The 16,621-nt window shown below is 59.5% G+C and carries 18 protein-coding genes; 14 read left to right on the top strand and 4 right to left on the bottom strand.

What is annotated here, in order from left to right; all coding sequences use genetic code 11:
* Positions 1-10: 10 nt before the first annotated feature.
* The gene (locus ACR0E2_RS14685; RefSeq protein WP_480446903.1) at positions 11-400 is read right to left on the bottom strand and encodes a 5-carboxymethyl-2-hydroxymuconate Delta-isomerase; all 390 of its coding nucleotides are present in this window, start codon (positions 398-400) and stop codon (positions 11-13) included.
* Positions 401-505: 105 nt separating this feature from the next.
* On the opposite strand from ACR0E2_RS14685, the gene hpaR reads away from it, so the two are divergent.
* The gene (gene hpaR, locus ACR0E2_RS14680) at positions 506-946 is read left to right on the top strand and encodes a homoprotocatechuate degradation operon regulator HpaR (RefSeq protein WP_171233309.1); all 441 of its coding nucleotides are present in this window, start codon (positions 506-508) and stop codon (positions 944-946) included.
* A 33-nt stretch (positions 947-979) separates the two neighbouring features.
* Here hpaR and ACR0E2_RS14675 read toward each other — a convergent pair whose 3' ends face one another.
* Together ACR0E2_RS14675 and ACR0E2_RS14670 are read right to left on the bottom strand one after the other, a co-directional pair.
* Positions 980-2,332: an aminotransferase class III-fold pyridoxal phosphate-dependent enzyme gene (locus ACR0E2_RS14675; RefSeq protein WP_480446902.1), complete on the bottom strand. Its 1,353-nt coding sequence runs from the start codon at positions 2,330-2,332 to the stop codon at positions 980-982.
* A gap of 34 nt (positions 2,333-2,366) precedes the next feature.
* Positions 2,367-3,146: an IclR family transcriptional regulator gene (locus tag ACR0E2_RS14670; RefSeq protein ID WP_480446901.1), complete on the bottom strand. Its 780-nt coding sequence runs from the start codon at positions 3,144-3,146 to the stop codon at positions 2,367-2,369.
* A 108-nt stretch (positions 3,147-3,254) separates the two neighbouring features.
* Here ACR0E2_RS14670 and ACR0E2_RS14665 point away from each other — a divergent pair, with 108 nt between their 5' ends.
* The 7 genes from ACR0E2_RS14665 (at position 3,255) to ACR0E2_RS14635 (ending at position 11,290) form a co-directional block, all read left to right on the top strand.
* Positions 3,255-4,184 carry a tripartite tricarboxylate transporter substrate binding protein gene (locus ACR0E2_RS14665; protein WP_152460587.1) on the top strand — a complete coding sequence of 310 codons (930 nt, stop codon included), beginning with the start codon at positions 3,255-3,257 and terminating at the stop codon, positions 4,182-4,184.
* 63 nt (positions 4,185-4,247) lie between these two features.
* Positions 4,248-4,784: a tripartite tricarboxylate transporter TctB family protein gene (locus ACR0E2_RS14660; RefSeq protein WP_171229359.1), complete on the top strand. Its 537-nt coding sequence runs from the start codon at positions 4,248-4,250 to the stop codon at positions 4,782-4,784.
* 7 nt (positions 4,785-4,791) lie between these two features.
* On the top strand, positions 4,792-6,312 hold the full coding sequence (locus ACR0E2_RS14655; protein ID WP_480446900.1) for a tripartite tricarboxylate transporter permease: 1,521 nt from the start codon (positions 4,792-4,794) through the stop codon (positions 6,310-6,312).
* Positions 6,313-6,316: 4 nt separating this feature from the next.
* A complete protein-coding gene (locus tag ACR0E2_RS14650) occupies positions 6,317-7,801 on the top strand; it encodes an aldehyde dehydrogenase (RefSeq protein ID WP_480446899.1) in 1,485 nt (494 codons plus the stop codon).
* Between the two features lie 15 nt (positions 7,802-7,816).
* Positions 7,817-9,112: an aspartate aminotransferase family protein gene (locus ACR0E2_RS14645; protein ID WP_480446898.1), complete on the top strand. Its 1,296-nt coding sequence runs from the start codon at positions 7,817-7,819 to the stop codon at positions 9,110-9,112.
* A complete protein-coding gene (locus tag ACR0E2_RS14640; RefSeq protein WP_480446897.1) occupies positions 9,109-10,050 on the top strand; it encodes a phosphotransferase enzyme family protein in 942 nt (313 codons plus the stop codon). Before ACR0E2_RS14645 ends, ACR0E2_RS14640 begins: the two co-directional genes overlap by 4 nt.
* 13 nt (positions 10,051-10,063) lie before the next feature.
* Positions 10,064-11,290, top strand: coding sequence for a Tm-1-like ATP-binding domain-containing protein (locus tag ACR0E2_RS14635; protein ID WP_480446896.1), 1,227 nt, complete (start codon positions 10,064-10,066; stop codon positions 11,288-11,290).
* 57 nt (positions 11,291-11,347) lie between these two features.
* On the opposite strand, the gene ACR0E2_RS14630 is transcribed toward ACR0E2_RS14635, so the two are convergent.
* Positions 11,348-11,530 carry a hypothetical protein gene (locus tag ACR0E2_RS14630; protein WP_480446895.1) on the bottom strand — a complete coding sequence of 61 codons (183 nt, stop codon included), beginning with the start codon at positions 11,528-11,530 and terminating at the stop codon, positions 11,348-11,350.
* A 205-nt stretch (positions 11,531-11,735) separates the two neighbouring features.
* Here ACR0E2_RS14630 and ACR0E2_RS14625 point away from each other — a divergent pair, with 205 nt between their 5' ends.
* The 6 genes from ACR0E2_RS14625 to ACR0E2_RS14600 all read left to right on the top strand — a co-directional run bounded on the left by ACR0E2_RS14625 (position 11,736) and on the right by ACR0E2_RS14600 (position 16,584).
* The gene (locus ACR0E2_RS14625) at positions 11,736-12,536 is read left to right on the top strand and encodes a transporter substrate-binding domain-containing protein (protein WP_480446894.1); all 801 of its coding nucleotides are present in this window, start codon (positions 11,736-11,738) and stop codon (positions 12,534-12,536) included.
* Between the two features lie 70 nt (positions 12,537-12,606).
* On the top strand, positions 12,607-13,269 hold the full coding sequence (locus ACR0E2_RS14620; protein WP_171229352.1) for an amino acid ABC transporter permease: 663 nt from the start codon (positions 12,607-12,609) through the stop codon (positions 13,267-13,269).
* An 11-nt stretch (positions 13,270-13,280) separates the two neighbouring features.
* Positions 13,281-13,943: an amino acid ABC transporter permease gene (locus ACR0E2_RS14615; protein ID WP_480446893.1), complete on the top strand. Its 663-nt coding sequence runs from the start codon at positions 13,281-13,283 to the stop codon at positions 13,941-13,943.
* Entirely contained in the window at positions 13,940-14,662 is a 723-nt protein-coding gene (locus tag ACR0E2_RS14610) for an amino acid ABC transporter ATP-binding protein (RefSeq protein ID WP_480446892.1), read from the top strand. Before ACR0E2_RS14615 ends, ACR0E2_RS14610 begins: the two co-directional genes overlap by 4 nt.
* A 39-nt stretch (positions 14,663-14,701) precedes the next feature.
* Entirely contained in the window at positions 14,702-15,661 is a 960-nt protein-coding gene (locus ACR0E2_RS14605) for a dihydrodipicolinate synthase family protein (protein ID WP_480446890.1), read from the top strand.
* Complete coding sequence (locus tag ACR0E2_RS14600; RefSeq protein WP_480446889.1) at positions 15,652-16,584, top strand: 4-hydroxyproline epimerase; 933 nt, start codon at positions 15,652-15,654, stop codon at positions 16,582-16,584. Before ACR0E2_RS14605 ends, ACR0E2_RS14600 begins: the two co-directional genes overlap by 10 nt.
* Positions 16,585-16,621: the final 37 nt, after the last annotated feature.

Genomic DNA, 16,621 nt, shown 5'->3' with positions numbered 1-16,621 from the left:
GTCAGGTCTCCTACGTGGTCGCCGACAGGTGGTCGCGGATCGTACCGGCCTTGGGCGACAGCTTGGGGTCGATGTCACGCATCTCAAGCGAGAGCGCGATGGAATGCTGTGAAAAAACCGGCGCCAGATATTTTTTGACCGCCTCGAATATGCGCTGTGTCGCATCCTCTTTGACATCCGCGGATCGGCCCGCCCGCAGGCGGATCGAGATATCAATGAATCCATGCGCCGGGTTGCCGTCCGCTATGGCGTAATGATCGACACGCGTCGCGCGCACACGAATGCCGGGCATGGGAAAGGTCTCGATTCCGGCCGCCGTTGACCGAATGCACTCGCACAGGCCATCCATGTCGATCCTGTCTTCAAGATTGCCGGAATATTCGACGTGGAAGTGAGGCATGGTCTCTCCTTTATTAGTTAACATGTTTAGTTTTTAATGCACCCCCTGTCAAGAGATTGCTTTGTTAATCTTTGCAATTCACGGAACGGCGTTCTAGAAGGCCGCATGAACACTCAAAGCCATTCCAAAAGCACTGCCCGGTCCCTTCCGATCGCGTTGTTGCGTGCCCGTGAAACCGTCATGGCTCCGATCCGGGATATGCTGCAAGGCATCCAACTGACCGAGCAGAAATGGCGCATCCTGCGCGTTCTGGACGAGTTGGGCGAAGTGGAGCAAAGCACCATCGCGCACGAGGCGTGCCTGCTGCTGCCCAGCGTGACCCGCATTTTGCGCACGATGGAGGCCGACGGCCAGATCACCCGCCGTCAGGACAGCAACGACAAACGCCGCACCATGGTCAAGATCACCGAAGCAGGAAGCGCCATCCTCAGGGAAAACCTGGCCACTTCACTTGCGATCTCCAGCAATATCGAAGCGCAGATGGGCAAGGAGAAGCTGGATCAGCTGCTGGATCTGCTCGAGGAGCTGCAAGCCATCAAAGTCTGACCCCGCCAGGTTCCGACGGGGTCGGTTGACCGCCTACAAAGTGGCAAGACCGGTATCCAGCGCCGACAGAATTTTGGCCACATCTTCCGAAGTGACGATCAGCGGCGGCGACAGAATGATGTTGTTGCCAGACACACGCACCATCACGCCATCTTCATATGCGGCTTTCTGAACCTGAAGCGGCAGGTGTTTTGCGACAGGCGCCTTGGTCGCCCGGTCCGAAACCAGTTCCAATGCACACATCAGTCCCTCGCCGCCCCGCACGTCCCCGATCGCGTCATGCTTGTCGGCCAGCTTTTGCAACCCGGCAAACAACTCATCCCCGCGCGCAGCAGCGTTTTCCCAGATCCTCAGCCGGTTGATCTCGGACAGGGCGGCCAAGGCCGCGGCCGCCCCGACCGGATGGCCAGAATAGGTGTACCCCTGATCCACGGACGCCAGGCCCGTGGTGTCACTTTCAAACACCTCTGCGACCGCACCGGAAATCATGGCCGCGCCAAAAGGGAAATACCCGTTGGTGATCGCCTTGGCCGTCGTCATGATGTCGGGCTGAACACCCCAGTGCCGCGCACCGCTCTCGCTGCCGGTACGACCAAAAGCGGTGATGATCTCGTCCGAGATCAGCAGGATGCCGTGTTTCGAACAGACCTCGCGCACCATGGGCATGAAGCTCTTGTGTGGCGGGATCACACCGCCCGCGCCCAGCACCGGTTCCATGATGAAGGCGGCAACAGTGTTTGCACCCTGAAAACCGATCTCGGCCTCAAGCGCCTTGACGCAAAGCTGCGCCAGACGCTCGGGGTCGGTTTCGTCAAACGGGTTGCGATAGGTCCACGGTGCGGGCACGTGGAAACAGCCGGGCATCATCGGCTCATACACCGCGCGGAATTTCTGGTTGCCGTTGACGGAAGCGGCGGCAAAATGGGTGCCGTGATAACCCTGCTTCAGGCTGATGAACTTGATGCGCCCTGCTTCACCCCGGACCTTGTGATATTGACGCGCAAGCTTCAGCGCAATTTCGACCGAATCCGACCCGCCCGACGTAAAGAATGAACGGGTCAGCCCGTCGGCCTCGAAGAACTGGGCCAGCTCATAGGACAGCTCGATCGCCTTGTCGTTGCTGGTGCCGCGAAAGGTCGAGTAATAGGGCAGCGCGTTCAGCTGATCCGCTATGGCCTGTTTCACCGGCTCACAGGAATAGCCCAGATTGACGTTCCACAGCCCCCCTACGGCGTCCAGCGCCGTGTGACCATCGACATCAGTGATGTTGACCCCTTCACCACCGCTGAGAATTGTCGGCGGGTTCTTCCGGCTGTCGGCGGGGTGCGCCATCGGGTGCCAGAAATACCGGGCGTTGTTTTCCTTCAGAAAGTTGGAGTCTTTCATGTCGCGGGTCTCCGAGTGTTGAATCCGCCCCGGGTCACGGGTGGAATCCGGTTGGAAAGGAGTCGGGCAACTGGCCGCCAAAACCAGCAGTCAGATCAACCGAAAGTGAATGCAGCGTCGACAGTATTGCCGGAAGGCGGTCGCTGGTTGCCCGGGTTTCCGGGACCGCTATCGCGATGGTTCCCAATGCGACCTGATCGATACCGAAGATCGGCGCGGCATATCCAAAAACACCTTCTTCGTAACTGCCACGGCTGTCGGCCCAGCCTGAAACTCTGATCTTTGCGACCCGTTCCTTGATAAGCTTCGGATCAGTAAGCGTCGCTTGCGTAAACCGTGCCTGCACATGCTGATCCAACTGCTCCAAAAGGTGAGCCGGCCCGAAACTGAGCATGCAAAGACCTGATGCCGTCGCATTGAGAGGAAGCATCTCGCTGGGATCCAGGCTGACACGGACACTGTGCTGCGTTGCTTCCACCACAAGCGCCGTCTGCAACCCCGTTTTCTCAAGCAAAGACAGATGCAGGGATTCACCGACCACCTGCATGGCGGCCTGCATCTTTTGGCGCGCGCCCTCGATGCCGGGCCTGGCGATCTCTCGCAGCGCGGCCAAACGCAAAGCCGCCGGCCCGATCGCATAGGATTTCGTCATCGGATTCTGCTCGATCAACCCGAACTCCTCGAGCGCGCGCAGGTGCCGCAATGCCGTTGCTTTGTTCAGCCCGGACAACCGCGCAAGGTGACTCAGCCCGATCTCCGGGCGGGCATTGGAAAAGTAGTCCAGCATTTTTAGGGCGTTAAGGGCTGTACCCATGTGCGTGTGGTCCTCTTGCTCAGGTAATACTTGACAGAACTAACTTAACAAAGCAACATTATTATTGTTAACGCGGTTCAAATAATGAACCACTAACGGGAGGTGTCAATGAAGAAATTTCTCACAGCCGCCGCTTTTGCGGCTTCGGCCACTGCCGCACTGGCTGAATACCCTGAAAAGCCGGTAAGTTTTGTCGTCCCCTGGCCTCCGGGTGATCTGGAAGATGTCCTTACCCGGATGATCGCCGACGAATTCCAGGCCATGTACGGTGTGCCTGCCGCTGTCGTGAACAAACCCGGCGGCGGAGGCGGCCCATTCCCCGGCGCGGTCGAGGTGGCAACCGCTCCGGCGGATGGGTACACCATCGGCTCATTCGTCATCGGCGTACCTGTCATCGGTCCCGAAATCGGAATTCCCGAACTCAACCCGAATCCTTTTGATCCAATCGGCATCTTCCTGACCTATCCCTTCGTCATCGCGGCCAGCAAAGACGCGCCGTTTTCAAATTGGGAAGAGCTGGCCGACTACGGCAAGGAAAATGACGTGGCGCTTGGCCATTTCGGATCGGTTCTGCCCCCCACGCAGGTCACATTTGCAGCTGCGGTCAGCAGCGGGTTCGACTTTGCCAGCGAAGCGGCTTTCGACGCCCTGGATTGCAACACGCTGGCCTCGGGCGACGTGGATGTCATCAATACGACGCTACAGCTGATCCTTCCCTGCCTTGATCAGGTGAACGTCCTTGCCAGCATCGGCGGCGAGCGGATTTCACTGGTTCCGGATACGCCGACGATCGTGGAACTCAATCCGGATCTGCCATTGGCCCTTTGGAACGGGCTGTTCGTACACAAGGACACGCCTGCCGACGCGCGTGAAAAGATCTCGGCTGCCGCGCAGAAAGCGTTGTCCTCGGACAAGGCCAAGAAGCTGGCTGAGGAAACGGGCGCCCTGATCTACTGGCAGGACCCGGACGCTTCGAATGCTCAGATCGAGCAGGACAAAGCCTCTTTCGCCAAGATCGAAGAGATTCTGGGCGAATAATCCGAAACAGGCCCGGCCAGATCGAACATCGCCGGGTCTGTTTGATTCAAACAGGAGGCCAAGATGATAGCAAAGACGCTGCAAGACATGTTCCGACGGTATCGACGTCCTGGCGATATTGTCTTTGCCTTGCTTTTCTTCGGCTTCTCCCTGTTCCTTCTCAGCCAGATCGGCGCTGAGACTCAGGCCGTCAAACGAACCAAGTGGTTTGCGCAACCCGCCCTGTGGCCCAAGATCGCGATCTGGGGCATGGTTTTGTTCAGCGGCCTCCACTTGCTGGGCTCCTTCCTGTCCCCACGCATTCCCGGACGGTTGCGAGAGGTGACGTTCTGGTTGATGTCCCTCGAATACGTTGCCTACTTCCTGATCTATGTCGTGGCGGTTCCGTGGCTTGGATACCTGCCATCGACCATGCTTTTTGCAGCCCTGCTGACGATACGATTGGGGTTTCGATTGCCCGGCGCTTTTTGCGTTGCACTTGCCTTCGGCGCGGTCGTGGCAGTCGTTTTCCGCGCGTTGCTTCAGGTGAACATTCCTGCCGGTCGGATATACGAATACCTGCCCGACGGGCTGCGCGCCTTTGCGCTGACCTACCTGTGAGGCCAAGATGGACAATCTGATTTCCGGCTTTGCAATTCTGGCGCAGTGGCAGGTCGTCGTGGCGCTGATCATCGGATCGGTGGGCGGGGTCATCATCGGCGCGTTGCCCGGCGTCGGCGCTGCTGTCGCAATTGCCATCCTGCTGCCCGCCACCTTCGCGTTCGAGCCCATCGTCGGCCTGACCCTTCTGTTGGGCATCTACGGGTCGTCCATGTATGGCGGCGCAATCCCCGCCATCCTGATCAACACGCCCGGTACCGCCGTCAATGCACTGACCACCTATGACGGCTATCCCATGACCAAGCGCGGCGAGGGCCACCGGGCCCTGTCGCTGGCCTATTCGGCGTCGTTTTTCGGCGGCATCTTCTCGATCCTCTGTCTGATCATCCTGTCACCCGTATTGGCCTGGGTTGCCCCGCATTTCGGCAGCCGCGAGATTTTTCTGGCCGCACTCATGGGCATCCTTCTGGTGATCCTGGCTCATCGCGGGCAAACCTTCTCGGCCGCGATGCTGGCGTTCTTCGGCATCTTCCTCAGCACCGTCGGTCTGGAACCCGTCAAATACACCAAACGTTTCACCTTTGACCAAACCTGGCTTTCGTCAGGTATCGATCTGATCGTGGTGGTTCTTGGGCTGTTCGCCATCAGTCAGGCGCTGCTGTTGCTGGTCGACAAAGAACACGCGCCGGGCGAAGCCCATGTGCGCGGCAGCATCTTCGCGGGCCTCAAAGAGCTGCTGGGCCTGAAACGCATCGCGACGGTTTCGTCATCGCTGGGTGTGCTCATGGGCATGATACCGGGCACAGGCGAATTCACATCACAGTTCCTGTCATACACATACGCACAGAAAACCTCTGAGGACCCGGACAAATTCGGCGATGGATCACCCGAAGGTCTGGTGGCGTCCGAGGCGGCCAACAATGCCGTCCCCGGGGCTGCGATGATTCCACTGCTGGCGCTGGGTATTCCGGGCGAGGCGCTGACCGCGATGATGCTGTCCGTCTTCTACGTTCACAACGTGATCCCCGGACCGCAGCTATTCGCCGACCAGATGGATTTTGTCATGGCGCTGTACATGTCGCTGATCCTGCTCAACGTGATCGTTCTGGTCTTTCTTTTGTTCTCGACCAACCTGCTGCTGAAGATCATTCAGATCCCGACGCGCTTTCTGGGGATCATGATCCTGACGCTGTCCTTTGTCGGGGTATTCAGCCTGCGCAACTCAGTCACGGACTGCGCCATTGCCGCCGGGTTCGGCGTGTTCGGGCTGATCCTGAAGCGCCTGAACCTGCCCATTGTTCCGATCATTCTGGGCATGGTTCTGGGCGGGATCATGGAAGTCAAACTGCGCAGCGCCATGGCGCGGGTGAAGTCACCACTTGATTTCATCGACCGACCGATTGCCGCAATTCTTTTCATCATGATCCTCGGGATCCTTCTGCTGCACGTTCGCTCGCTGATCAAGGAACACAAGGAACGTATCAGACCGCAGCCGGTTCTCGACGAAGACTCAACTCAGCAAGGATAACCCCATGGACCAATCCTCGATTGATGCGCTGCGTGCGCAGGACATTGCTCCGCGCGGGCATTTCATAAACGGCCGCAGTCAGGATGGTGAAACCGGGGCCCGGCATCAGGTTCTGTCTCCGATCAACGGCCAACCTCTGGCGCTGATCGCCGAAGGCACACCGGCCGATGTCGACATGGCCGTGCGCGCGGCGCGCGATGCTTTCGAGGACGGGCGATGGTCGCGCATGGCCCCTGCCGGCCGCAAGAAAGTGCTGCTGAAGCTGGCCGACCTGATCGAAGCCCGCGCGCTTGAACTGGCCGTGCTGGGCGTACGCGACAACGGAACCGAGATCACCATGGCCTACAAGGCCGAGGCGCTCTCGGCGGCGGCCACTTTCCGGTATTATGCCGAGGCGATCGACAAGATCTACGGGCAGATCGCCCCGACAAGCGGTGACGTTCTGGGTCTTGTGCATCACGCTCCGGTCGGGGTTGTCGGGGCCATCGTGCCCTGGAACTTTCCACTGATGATCGGCAGCTGGAAAATTGCACCGGCACTGGCCGCAGGCAATTCCGTCGTGCTGAAACCTGCCGAAAGCGCCTCACTCAGCCTGCTCAAGATTGCCGAACTTGCCGCAGAAGCCGGAGTGCCCGATGGGGTGTTCAACGTCGTGACCGGGCGTGGCTCGGTCGTGGGTGAGGCGCTGGCCCTGTCGATGGATGTCGACATCATGGTGTTTACCGGGTCGGGCACGACCGGGCGGCGGCTGCTGGAGTATTCGGCGCGGTCGAACCTGAAACGCTGCTATCTTGAACTGGGCGGCAAATCCCCGAACATCGTTTTTGCCGACGCCCCTGATCTGGCCGAAGCGGCCAAGGTTTCCGCGGCGGGCATCTTCCGCAACTCTGGTCAGGTCTGCGTCGCCGGATCGCGCCTGTTGGTCCAGCAAGAGATCTACGAGGACTTCGTCGCCGAGATCAGCCGCCACGCCGAAGGCTTTCGCGTCGGCGACCCGCTGGATCTCAACAACCAGATCGGTGCGGTCCACAGCCTGCCAGAGCTTCAGGCCAATCTGGATTTCGTCACCAAGGCCGAGGCCGAAGGCGCCGAGCGCCGGACCGGCGGAAACCGCATCCTGACCGAGACCGGAGGCTATTACATGGCGCCGACCGTGATGGCCAACGTGAAAGAGACCGACACCCTGTTCCAGAATGAGGTCTTTGGCCCTGTTCTGGCCGTCACGCCCTTTGCCGACGAAGACGAAGCGCTGCGCCTTGCCAATGCCACCGTATTTGGGCTGGCCGGTGGTGTCTGGACCTCGAACCTCAGCCGCGCGCATCGCATGGTGGCCGGCATTTGCGCCGGCGTTGTTCATGTCAATACGTATGGCGGTGCCGACCTGACCGTTCCGCTGGGCGGCGTTCGCCAATCCGGCAACGGGCACGACAAATCGCTGCACGCGATCGAGAAATACTTCGATCTGAAAACCGCCTGGATAAAACTCTGAAAAAAGGCCGCCCGCATGACCCTTCCAGCAAAATCCGCGGAACTCATTGAACGCAGGGCCCGGTTGCTGGGGCCCAATGTATCGACCTTCTATGACGAACCCGTTCATTTCGTGAAAGGTGAAGGCGTCTGGCTGTGGGATGCGGACGGGCGCAAGTATCTGGATTGCTACAACAACGTGCCTCATGTGGGGCATTGCAACCCGCGCGTGGTCGAGGCGATCTGTCGTCAGGCGCGCACGCTCAACACGCACACCCGGTATCTGCATGACGGGATTCTGGACTATGTGGAAAAACTGACCGGAACGATGGACGACTCCCTGGATACGGCCATCCTCACCTGTACCGGTTCCGAGGCAAATGACATTGCTCTGCGAATGGCCGAGGCGATGACCGGAAAACGAGGGATCATTGCCACCGACGCCACCTATCACGGCAATACCGCGCTGGTCAGCCAGTTGAGCAAATCGAACATCCCGACGGTCGGCTTCGGTCTGAGCCGGTATTTCCGCTTTGTCAGCGCGCCCGACAGCTATCGCAATCCCGACCCGGATGGGTCAAAATTCGCCGATGCCGTGGCGGAACAGATTGCGGAACACGAAAAGGCCGGCACCGGTTTTGCCGCATTGATCCTCTGCCCTTACTTTCTGAACGAGGGGTTTCCCGAGAACCCGGACAGTTGGCTGGCTCCCACGGCCAAGGTCGTCCGCCAGGCCGGGGGCCTGTTGATCTGCGACGAGGTGCAATCAGGCTTTGGCCGAACCGGCACCCACATGTGGGCGCATCAGAAGTTGGGCGTTGTGCCGGATGTCATGACCTTGGGCAAACCCATGGCCAACGGCCATCCGGTGGGCGGCGTGGTCACAGGTTCCGAGATCATTTCGGCATTCCGCAAGGGATATCGGTACTTCAACACGTTTGGCGGAAACCCTGTTTCCTGTGCTGCCGCGATGGCGGTTTTGGAAGAGATCGAAGACCAGAGCCTGGTCGCACACGCCAGATCCGTTGGCCACCATGCGCGAAAACGGCTGAACCTTTTGAAAGAAAAGTATGACGTCATCGGAGACATACGCGGCTCGGGGCTGATATTCGGGGCTGAAATGGTCCTTGATCGCGACAGCAAGGAACCCGCCGGAGAATTCACTGACCGTATCATCAACGCCATGCGCCAGCGCGGGATCATTCACTCCAAGCTTGGGCGTCACAAGAATACTCTGAAAATTCGCCCGCCCATGCCATTCTCTGTCGAAAACGCGGATCTTCTTTTCGACACGCTGGACGACGTGTTGGCGGAAACGCCACTGGTCGCATGAAGCAGATCGTGGAACAGGCGCTGACCCTTTGGGGTCTGGCTGATGGCCGGGCGTCTCTTGTGGCGGCTCGGGAAAACCGCGTCTATCGCGTTCAGGCAGGCCAGACCGCCTATGCCCTGAGACTGCATCGCAAGGGCTTGCGAACGGATACCGAACTCCGGTCAGAGCTACAGTGGATGGCCGTTCTGGGCAAAAACGGGGTCCGGGTTCCAACGCCCGTTCCGGCCGCAGATGGGCGCTATCTGCATCTGGTGGACGGCATTCAGGTCGACATGCTCGACTGGCTGCCGGGCCGCCCTCTGGGTGCGACAGGAAAGGCTTTGACGCATCAGGACCGGACAGGCGTCTTTTGCTCAATCGGCCGGGAAATGGCACGGCTGCACCACATCAGCGACCAATGGACACCTCCTCAGGACTTCGTGCGTTGGTCATGGGATCGCAGCGGGCTGCTTGGAGACGCCCCTGTCTGGGGTCGTTTCTGGGAAAACCCAACGCTTGGAAAAACGGACCGGGCCCTGTTCCTGGTGTTCCGGGATATCGCAGATCGTGACCTTCGGCGCGTGGAAAATCAGTTGGATTACGGGCTGATCCACGCCGATCTTGTCCGCGAAAACGTCATGGTTGACGGTGACGTACTGTGGCTGATTGATTTCGACGATGCCGGGTTCGGTTTTCGCCTGTTTGATATCGCAACGACGCTTCTCAAGAACCTGCACGAACCTGATTTCAACCGGCTGCGCGGTGCTTTGCTGGCGGGGTATCGATCTGAACGACCGATCTGTACCCGCCAACTCGACCTGTTCATGGCACTGCGCGCGGTAACCTATGTGGGATGGGTTGCATCCCGCCTGAACGAAGATGGATCGGGCATACGCAATGAGCGGTTCATTGAAACCGCGCGGGCGTTGATGTCCCAATACCTTCAACAGCACACTTAGACAGGAGGCACCAATGGCCGAAAAGACAATCCTGCTGATTGGTACGTACGATACCAAAGAGCCCGAAATGCGGTTTATCGAAAAGGCGGTCAGAGCACAGGGCGCTGACGTGCTGACCATGGATGTATCGGTTCTGGGTGATCCGTCCGAACCGACGGATATCTCGAAACACGACGTTGCCGCTGCCGGTGGCATGACAATAGAACAGGTCATCGCGCAAGGAGACGAGAACAAAGCCTTTCGCGTGATGTCCACAGGGGCCGCAAAAGTTGTTGCACAAGCCTGTTCAGAAGGTCGATTTGACGGGATGCTGGCCACGGGCGGGACCATGGGCACAGACCTTGCGCTGGATTGTGCACAGGCTTTGCCGATGGGCGTTCCCAAATATATCGTGTCAACGGTCAGCTTCTCGCCTCTGATCCCTCCGCACCGGTTGGCGCCGGATGTTCAGATGATCTTGTGGGCCGGCGGCCTGTATGGCATGAATTCGATCTGCAAATCGTCGCTCAGCCAAGCTGCCGGGGCCGTCGTGGGCGCAGCCAGGGCGGCGACCGCCCCTGATCGCAGCAAACCTCTGATCGGGATGACCAGCCTTGGTTCGTCCTGCCTGCGCTACATGAAAATTCTGAAACCGGCACTGGAAGACCGCGGCTTTGAAGTGGCCGTTTTCCACTCTACCGGCATGGGCGGCATGGCCTATGAAAAACTGGCGGGCGAAGGCGCGTTTGCCTGCGTGATGGACTTCTGCATGCAGGAATTCGGCAACCTGATGGCGGGCTCTGTCGTGTCCAGCGGCGATGACCGGGTCACCAATGCCGGGCGCGTTGGAACGCCCCAGATGGTGGCACCCGGTGCGCTGGATCTATTGGATTTTGCGGGCTGGCAGGACATCCCCGAACAATATGCCGATCGCCCGTTCCACGAACACAACCGCCTGATCAAAAGCTCGGTCTTCAACGGCGCCGAACGGCGCGCCTGGATTCGGGAACTCGCCAACCGGCTGGAAGCCGCAACCGGGCCGGTGCATTTCTTTTTGCCCGTTCAGGGTGTCGAGGCCTGGGACAGGGAAGGCGAAGAGGCGCATGATCCAGATGCTCTGGCAGAAATGGTGGACGAGGCGCGCAAGGTCATGCCCGGCCGGGTGCCGATGACCGAGCTGGATGTTCACATCAACGACGCGGCTTTCTGTCAAGCTGTTCTGTCGCGATTTGACACGTGGGTGGAAACCGGCGTCATCTGAACAGACTGAACGCCATTGGCAGCATCGGGAAAGGGAAAAACAACCCTGCGCGTTGTCTTACAGCGAATGGGGGCACCTGTCCGGGTTGTGCAGGTCGGTTCCGTGACCTTTGAGCACCCAGTCCTCAGGCGGAGGGTTCCAGAACGTGTTGGGGTTGTCTTCGTCCATCCCGGCCCGGTGCGGGCTGCGCCGAGCGGACCAGATCAGAATGACCGGCCCTTCATTGGGATGTTGCGCCAAAAGCGTCTCCACAACGTTTTGAACGATTGGATGATCGGCTTGCCCCCACCCCCAAGACGATCAATCAGCCAAGGGCGTTTCTTGAACAATTGATCCTTCCTGTAGCCGGGTACGGGCCCGTGTCGCTGCCGGTGGTAAATTTTTTATGGATGTTGGATCCAATATCCTTTATTCGTGATCGCATCTTTGATTCAGGGAGGATCACATGCTCAAGAAACTCGTCGCTTTGGCGGCCTTCACCACTTTCACAACAGGTCCTGCGATGGCGGACACGCTCGACGATGTCGTGGATCGCGGGACTCTTCGCTGCGGCGTTGTTCTGGACTTTCCGCCGATCGGGTATCGCGACGCCAACAACGAACCGGCGGGTTTTGACGTGGATTACTGCAATGATCTGGCCGCAGCGCTTGAAGTCGAGGCGGAAATCCTGCCTTTGACCTGGGCCGAACGCCTGCCGGTCATCGTGACCGGGCGCGCCGACGTCGTGTTCGGCGCAACCTCGGACAGCCTTGAACGGGCGCGGACCGTGGGCTTCAGCATTCCCTATGCAATCTACTATGCGCAGGGCGTCGTGAACGCGGACAGCGGGATCGAAACCTTCGAAGACATCCGTGGCAAACGCGTCGCCGCCGCGATTGGCACCGTGCCAGAACAGGAATGGCTGAAGATTGCCGCCGAATGGGGTGAGGAAGGCAATTATCAGGGCTATCAGTCGGAAAACGAGGTGTTTCTGGCGGTCGCGCAGGGCAAGGCCGATATCGGCATCACCACCAACACCGCCGTTCTGCCGATCACCCAGCAGTATGAAACGGTGCTGGCCGGCCCCCGTATGCCCTGGACAACCGACTACACTTCGGTGGTGGGCAAACGACAGGACGTCACCTGGCTGAATTTCCTGAACCTGTTTGTCACGCATCAGGTGCGCTCGGGCCGGTACCAGGACCTGTGGGGCAAATATGTCGGAGGCGAAGCACCCGAGCTGCGCGTCCCCGACGTGATGTACTGATTTCACCCCCCAAATGCTCTTTCGTCGGGTTTCGGCCCGGCGAAAGAGCCGGTCAATTCGGAAAAAACCTGTGTTCGATTACAACTTCCACTGGCGGCCGGTCATGAAAAACCTGCCGGACTTGCTTGAGGCATCGCTGCTGACCTTGCAAGTCGCGGTTCTGGCGATGATCCTGGGCATCCTCATCGGCCTGTGTCTTGCGCTGACGCGGCTGCACCTGAAGGGGCCGCTGTACTGGTTCGCCTCGGCCTGGGTTGAACTGGCCCGAAACACACCCGCCCTGTTTCAGCTGTTCTTTTTCGGCTTCGGGCTTGGCGCATTCGGCCTGCACCTGTCGCCATACTTCATCGTGCTGGCGGGTTTGACCTTCAATTGCGCCGGCTATCTGGCCGAAAACTTTCGCGGAGGTTTCCAGGCCGTCCCCGAGACGCAGTTGCGGGCCTCTCGATCCCTGGGCATGACCGCGTGGCAGGCTTACACACGCGTGGTGATCCCGCAGGTGTTTCGCATCGTCTATCACCCGATCACCAATCAGATGGTCTGGGCCGTGCTCATGTCCTCGCTGGGCATGCTGGTCGGTTTCCGCGAGCTGTCAGGCGAGACGCAGTTCTTTGCCTCGCGCACCTTCCGCATCTTTGAATATTTCGCCGTCACCGCGGTCATCTACTACGTGATCGTCAAAATCATTCTCGGAGCCTCACGCCTGCTGGCGACCCGGCTCTTTCGCTACTGAAGGACGCTCGGATGGAACCCACTGTCAGCTTTTTCAGCGGCTTCACCATCAATGATCTGTGGTTTCTGGGCGAAGCGGCCCTGCGGACACTCTGGATTTCGGTTCTGTCGATATCCATCGGAACGCTTCTTGGCGTGGTATGCGGGTGGATCCTGTACGAGGGCAAGCTGGCCGCAGCCCTGACAGTGGCCCCGTTTCTGGATGTTTTCCGTTCCGTTCCGCTGATCATCCAACTGGTGCTGTTCTACAACTTTGCGCCCATTGTCGGGCTCAATCTGGACCCGTTCGCCTCGGGCGTGGTGATCCTGTCGATCTACACGGCCGCCTTGGTTGCGAATGTCGCACGCGGCGGGATCGTGGCCGTCGGTGCGCCGATGCGCCGTGCCGCGCGCAGTCTGGGCATGACCTATTGGCAGGATCTGCGCTATGTCGTCTTCCCGATTGGCGGGCGCGCGATCTTCCCGGCCTGGGTCGGTGTCGCACTGGGAGTGATGAAGGACAGCGCGTTGGTTTCGGTGCTGGGCTATGTCGAACTGCTCAAGGCCAGTCAGATCCTGATCACCCGGACGCAGGAACCTTTCCTGATCCTGACAATCGCGGGCGCGTTCTATTTCGCGCTCAGCTATCCGATTTCGCGCTATTCCGCGTCTCTTGAAAAAAGGTGGGCCCAATGATCGAAATTCGCGACCTGCACAAGTATTTCGGCGCGCTGCATGTGCTGAAGGGCATCGATCTGGATGTGCAGAAAGGAGAGGTCCTGTCGGTGATCGGCGCATCGGGCTCCGGCAAATCGACCCTGCTGTATTGCATCAACGGGCTGGAACCGATCCAGCAAGGCTCGGTCAGGGTGGATGGCACTGATGTTCATGCCAAGGGCACCGACATCAACAAGCTGCGCACAAAGCTGGGAATGGTGTTTCAGCAATGGAACAGCTTTCCCCACCTGACCGCATTGGAAAACGTCGCGCTGGCCCCCAAGATCGTCAAGGGACTGTCAAAATCAGAAGCCCGCGACATCGCCGCCCGCCAACTGACCCATGTTGGCCTGGGCGAAAAGCTGGGCGTCTACCCATCTGCCCTTTCGGGTGGCCAGCAACAGCGTCTGGCCATCGCCCGCGCGCTTGCGATGGAGCCGGAATACATGCTGTTTGATGAGGCGACGTCAGCGTTGGATCCCGAACTGGTGGGCGAGGTTCTCGACACGATGCGCCTTTTGGCCGAAGAAGGGATGACCATGATCTGTGTCACGCACGAGATGGGTTTCGCACGCGATGTGTCGGACCGGGTTGCTTTCTTCCATCAGGGCGTGATGGAAGAGATCGGTCCGCCCGAGCAGATATTCGGTGATGCGCAATCCGAACATACCCGTAAATTCCTTGCCAACGTGCGCTGAGTGCACTGGCCCCCTGAAACAACGAGGAAGATCACCTTCATGTCCAAGAATATCTTCACCGGCACCATGCCAGCCCTGATGACCCCGTGCAAAGCCGACCGGACCCCGGATTTCGATGCCCTGGTGAAAAAGGGCAAGGAAATGATCGAGGCAGGTATGTCCGCCGTGGTGTATTGCGGCTCGATGGGCGACTGGCCGTTGCTGTCGGATGCCGAACGCATGGAAGGTGTCGAGCGCCTGATCGACGCTGGCCTTCCTGTCGTCGTCGGCACCGGTGCGATAAACTCGAAATCTGCGGTGGCGCTGGCCGCACATGCGCAAAAGGTCGGCGCGGCAGGGCTTATGGTCATCCCACGTGTGCTGTCGCGTGGATCGTCCATCCCGGCACAGCGCAACCATTTCAAGGCAATCCTGTCAGCCGCGCCGGATATCCCCGCCATCATATACAACAGCCCCGTCTACGGCTTCGCCACCCGTGCTGATTTGTTCCTGGAATTGCGTGCAGATCATCCGAACCTTGTCGGGTTCAAGGAATTCGGAGGCAAAGGCGACCTGCGCTACGCCGCGGAACACATCACCTCGAAGGATGATCAGGTCACGCTGATGGTGGGCGTGGACACCGAGGTTTATCATGGCTTCGTCAACTGCGGCGCCACGGGTTCGATTACCGGTATCGGCACCGCCCTGCCCAAAGAGGCACTGCTGCTGGCCGCCCTGTGCCAGAAAGCGGCGGCGGGCCATGCCGAAGCGCGCCTGCGCGCGCGCGAGCTTGAAGAAGCCTTTGGCGTGCTGGCCAGCTTTGACGAAGGCACCGATCTGGTGCTGTACTACAAGCACCTGCTGGTCCTGAACGGTGAAGAGGAATACCGCTTGCACTTCAACGAAACCGACGAGCTGACGGATGCCCAGCGCAACTATTGCGAACAGCAATACAGATTGTTCCGCACCTGGTTTGCCGACTGGTCCGGCCAGGGCGGGGTCATCGCTGAATGCATGTGATCGACAGCCATACCGGAGGCATGCCCACGCGGGTCATCCTGAACGGCGGCCCCGATCTGGGGTCGGGCCCGCTGGCCGAGCGCGCGCAACGCCTGGCCACCGAGCACAAGGATTTCTACAAATCGGTCCTTCTGGAACCACGCGGTCAACCCGGCATGGTCGGGGCGCTTCTGGTGGCGCCGGAAACGTCTGGCTGCGAAACCGGCGTGATCTATTTCGATGCCGATGCCGTTCTGGGCATGTGCGGTCATGGCACCATCGGCCTTGGGGTCACTCTGGCCCATCTGGGCCGGATCGGTCCGGGGACGCACAGGGTCGAAACGCCGGCCGGCGTCATCTCGGTTGACCTGTTGGACGCCAATACGGTGCGCGTCACCAATATCGAAAGCCGCCGGGTCAGGGCTTCGGTGTCGGTAGACGTCGAAGGCCATGGAAAAGTGACAGGCGATCTGGCCTATGGTGGCAACTGGTTCTTCATTGTCGATCCCAGCCCGATGGACGTGACGCCCGGCAACATCCGTGCCCTCACCGATCTGACCATTGCAATTCGCAAAGCCTGCATCGACCAGAACGTGCGTGGCGAAAACGGGGAACCGGTGGACCACGTGATCTTGCAGGACAAACCCCCGGACAACGACGTTCACAGCAGGAATTTCGTCCTGTGCCCGGACGATCAATATGACCGATCCCCGTGCGGGACCGGCAGTTCTGCGCGTCTGGCCTGTCTGGCCGCGGATGGGGTTCTGGTTCCGGGGCAAGAGATCGTGCAGGAAAGCGTGATCGGCAGCTCTTACCGGCTGAGCTTTCAGCCCGGTCCCAATGGCGGCATCATTCCGACCCTGACCGGGCAGGCGCATATCATGGCCGAAGGCAGATTGATTTTCGCGCAAAACGATCCGTTCCGCGGTGGGATCCTTCTTTGACAAAACTATCGGGGACTGGCGCAATCCAGCCCCCGGA

It is taken from the genome of Ruegeria sp. A4, assembly GCF_056543025.1.
This window is presented reverse-complemented; position numbering and strand designations above follow the sequence as displayed.

Excerpts from the sequence above, each read along its gene's own strand:
- ACR0E2_RS14685 (WP_480446903.1), bottom strand. The coding sequence starts at position 400 with ATGCCTCACTTCCACGTCGAATATTCCGGCAATCTTGAAGACAGGATC.
- hpaR (WP_171233309.1), top strand. The coding sequence starts at position 506 with ATGAACACTCAAAGCCATTCCAAAAGCACTGCCCGGTCCCTTCCGATC.
- ACR0E2_RS14675 (WP_480446902.1), bottom strand. The coding sequence starts at position 2,332 with ATGAAAGACTCCAACTTTCTGAAGGAAAACAACGCCCGGTATTTCTGG.
- ACR0E2_RS14670 (WP_480446901.1), bottom strand. The coding sequence starts at position 3,146 with ATGGGTACAGCCCTTAACGCCCTAAAAATGCTGGACTACTTTTCCAAT.
- ACR0E2_RS14665 (WP_152460587.1), top strand. The coding sequence starts at position 3,255 with ATGAAGAAATTTCTCACAGCCGCCGCTTTTGCGGCTTCGGCCACTGCC.
- ACR0E2_RS14660 (WP_171229359.1), top strand. The coding sequence starts at position 4,248 with ATGATAGCAAAGACGCTGCAAGACATGTTCCGACGGTATCGACGTCCT.
- ACR0E2_RS14655 (WP_480446900.1), top strand. The coding sequence starts at position 4,792 with ATGGACAATCTGATTTCCGGCTTTGCAATTCTGGCGCAGTGGCAGGTC.
- ACR0E2_RS14650 (WP_480446899.1), top strand. The coding sequence starts at position 6,317 with ATGGACCAATCCTCGATTGATGCGCTGCGTGCGCAGGACATTGCTCCG.
- ACR0E2_RS14645 (WP_480446898.1), top strand. The coding sequence starts at position 7,817 with ATGACCCTTCCAGCAAAATCCGCGGAACTCATTGAACGCAGGGCCCGG.
- ACR0E2_RS14640 (WP_480446897.1), top strand. The coding sequence starts at position 9,109 with ATGAAGCAGATCGTGGAACAGGCGCTGACCCTTTGGGGTCTGGCTGAT.
- ACR0E2_RS14635 (WP_480446896.1), top strand. The coding sequence starts at position 10,064 with ATGGCCGAAAAGACAATCCTGCTGATTGGTACGTACGATACCAAAGAG.
- ACR0E2_RS14625 (WP_480446894.1), top strand. The coding sequence starts at position 11,736 with ATGCTCAAGAAACTCGTCGCTTTGGCGGCCTTCACCACTTTCACAACA.
- ACR0E2_RS14615 (WP_480446893.1), top strand. The coding sequence starts at position 13,281 with ATGGAACCCACTGTCAGCTTTTTCAGCGGCTTCACCATCAATGATCTG.
- ACR0E2_RS14610 (WP_480446892.1), top strand. The coding sequence starts at position 13,940 with ATGATCGAAATTCGCGACCTGCACAAGTATTTCGGCGCGCTGCATGTG.
- ACR0E2_RS14605 (WP_480446890.1), top strand. The coding sequence starts at position 14,702 with ATGTCCAAGAATATCTTCACCGGCACCATGCCAGCCCTGATGACCCCG.
- ACR0E2_RS14600 (WP_480446889.1), top strand. The coding sequence starts at position 15,652 with ATGCATGTGATCGACAGCCATACCGGAGGCATGCCCACGCGGGTCATC.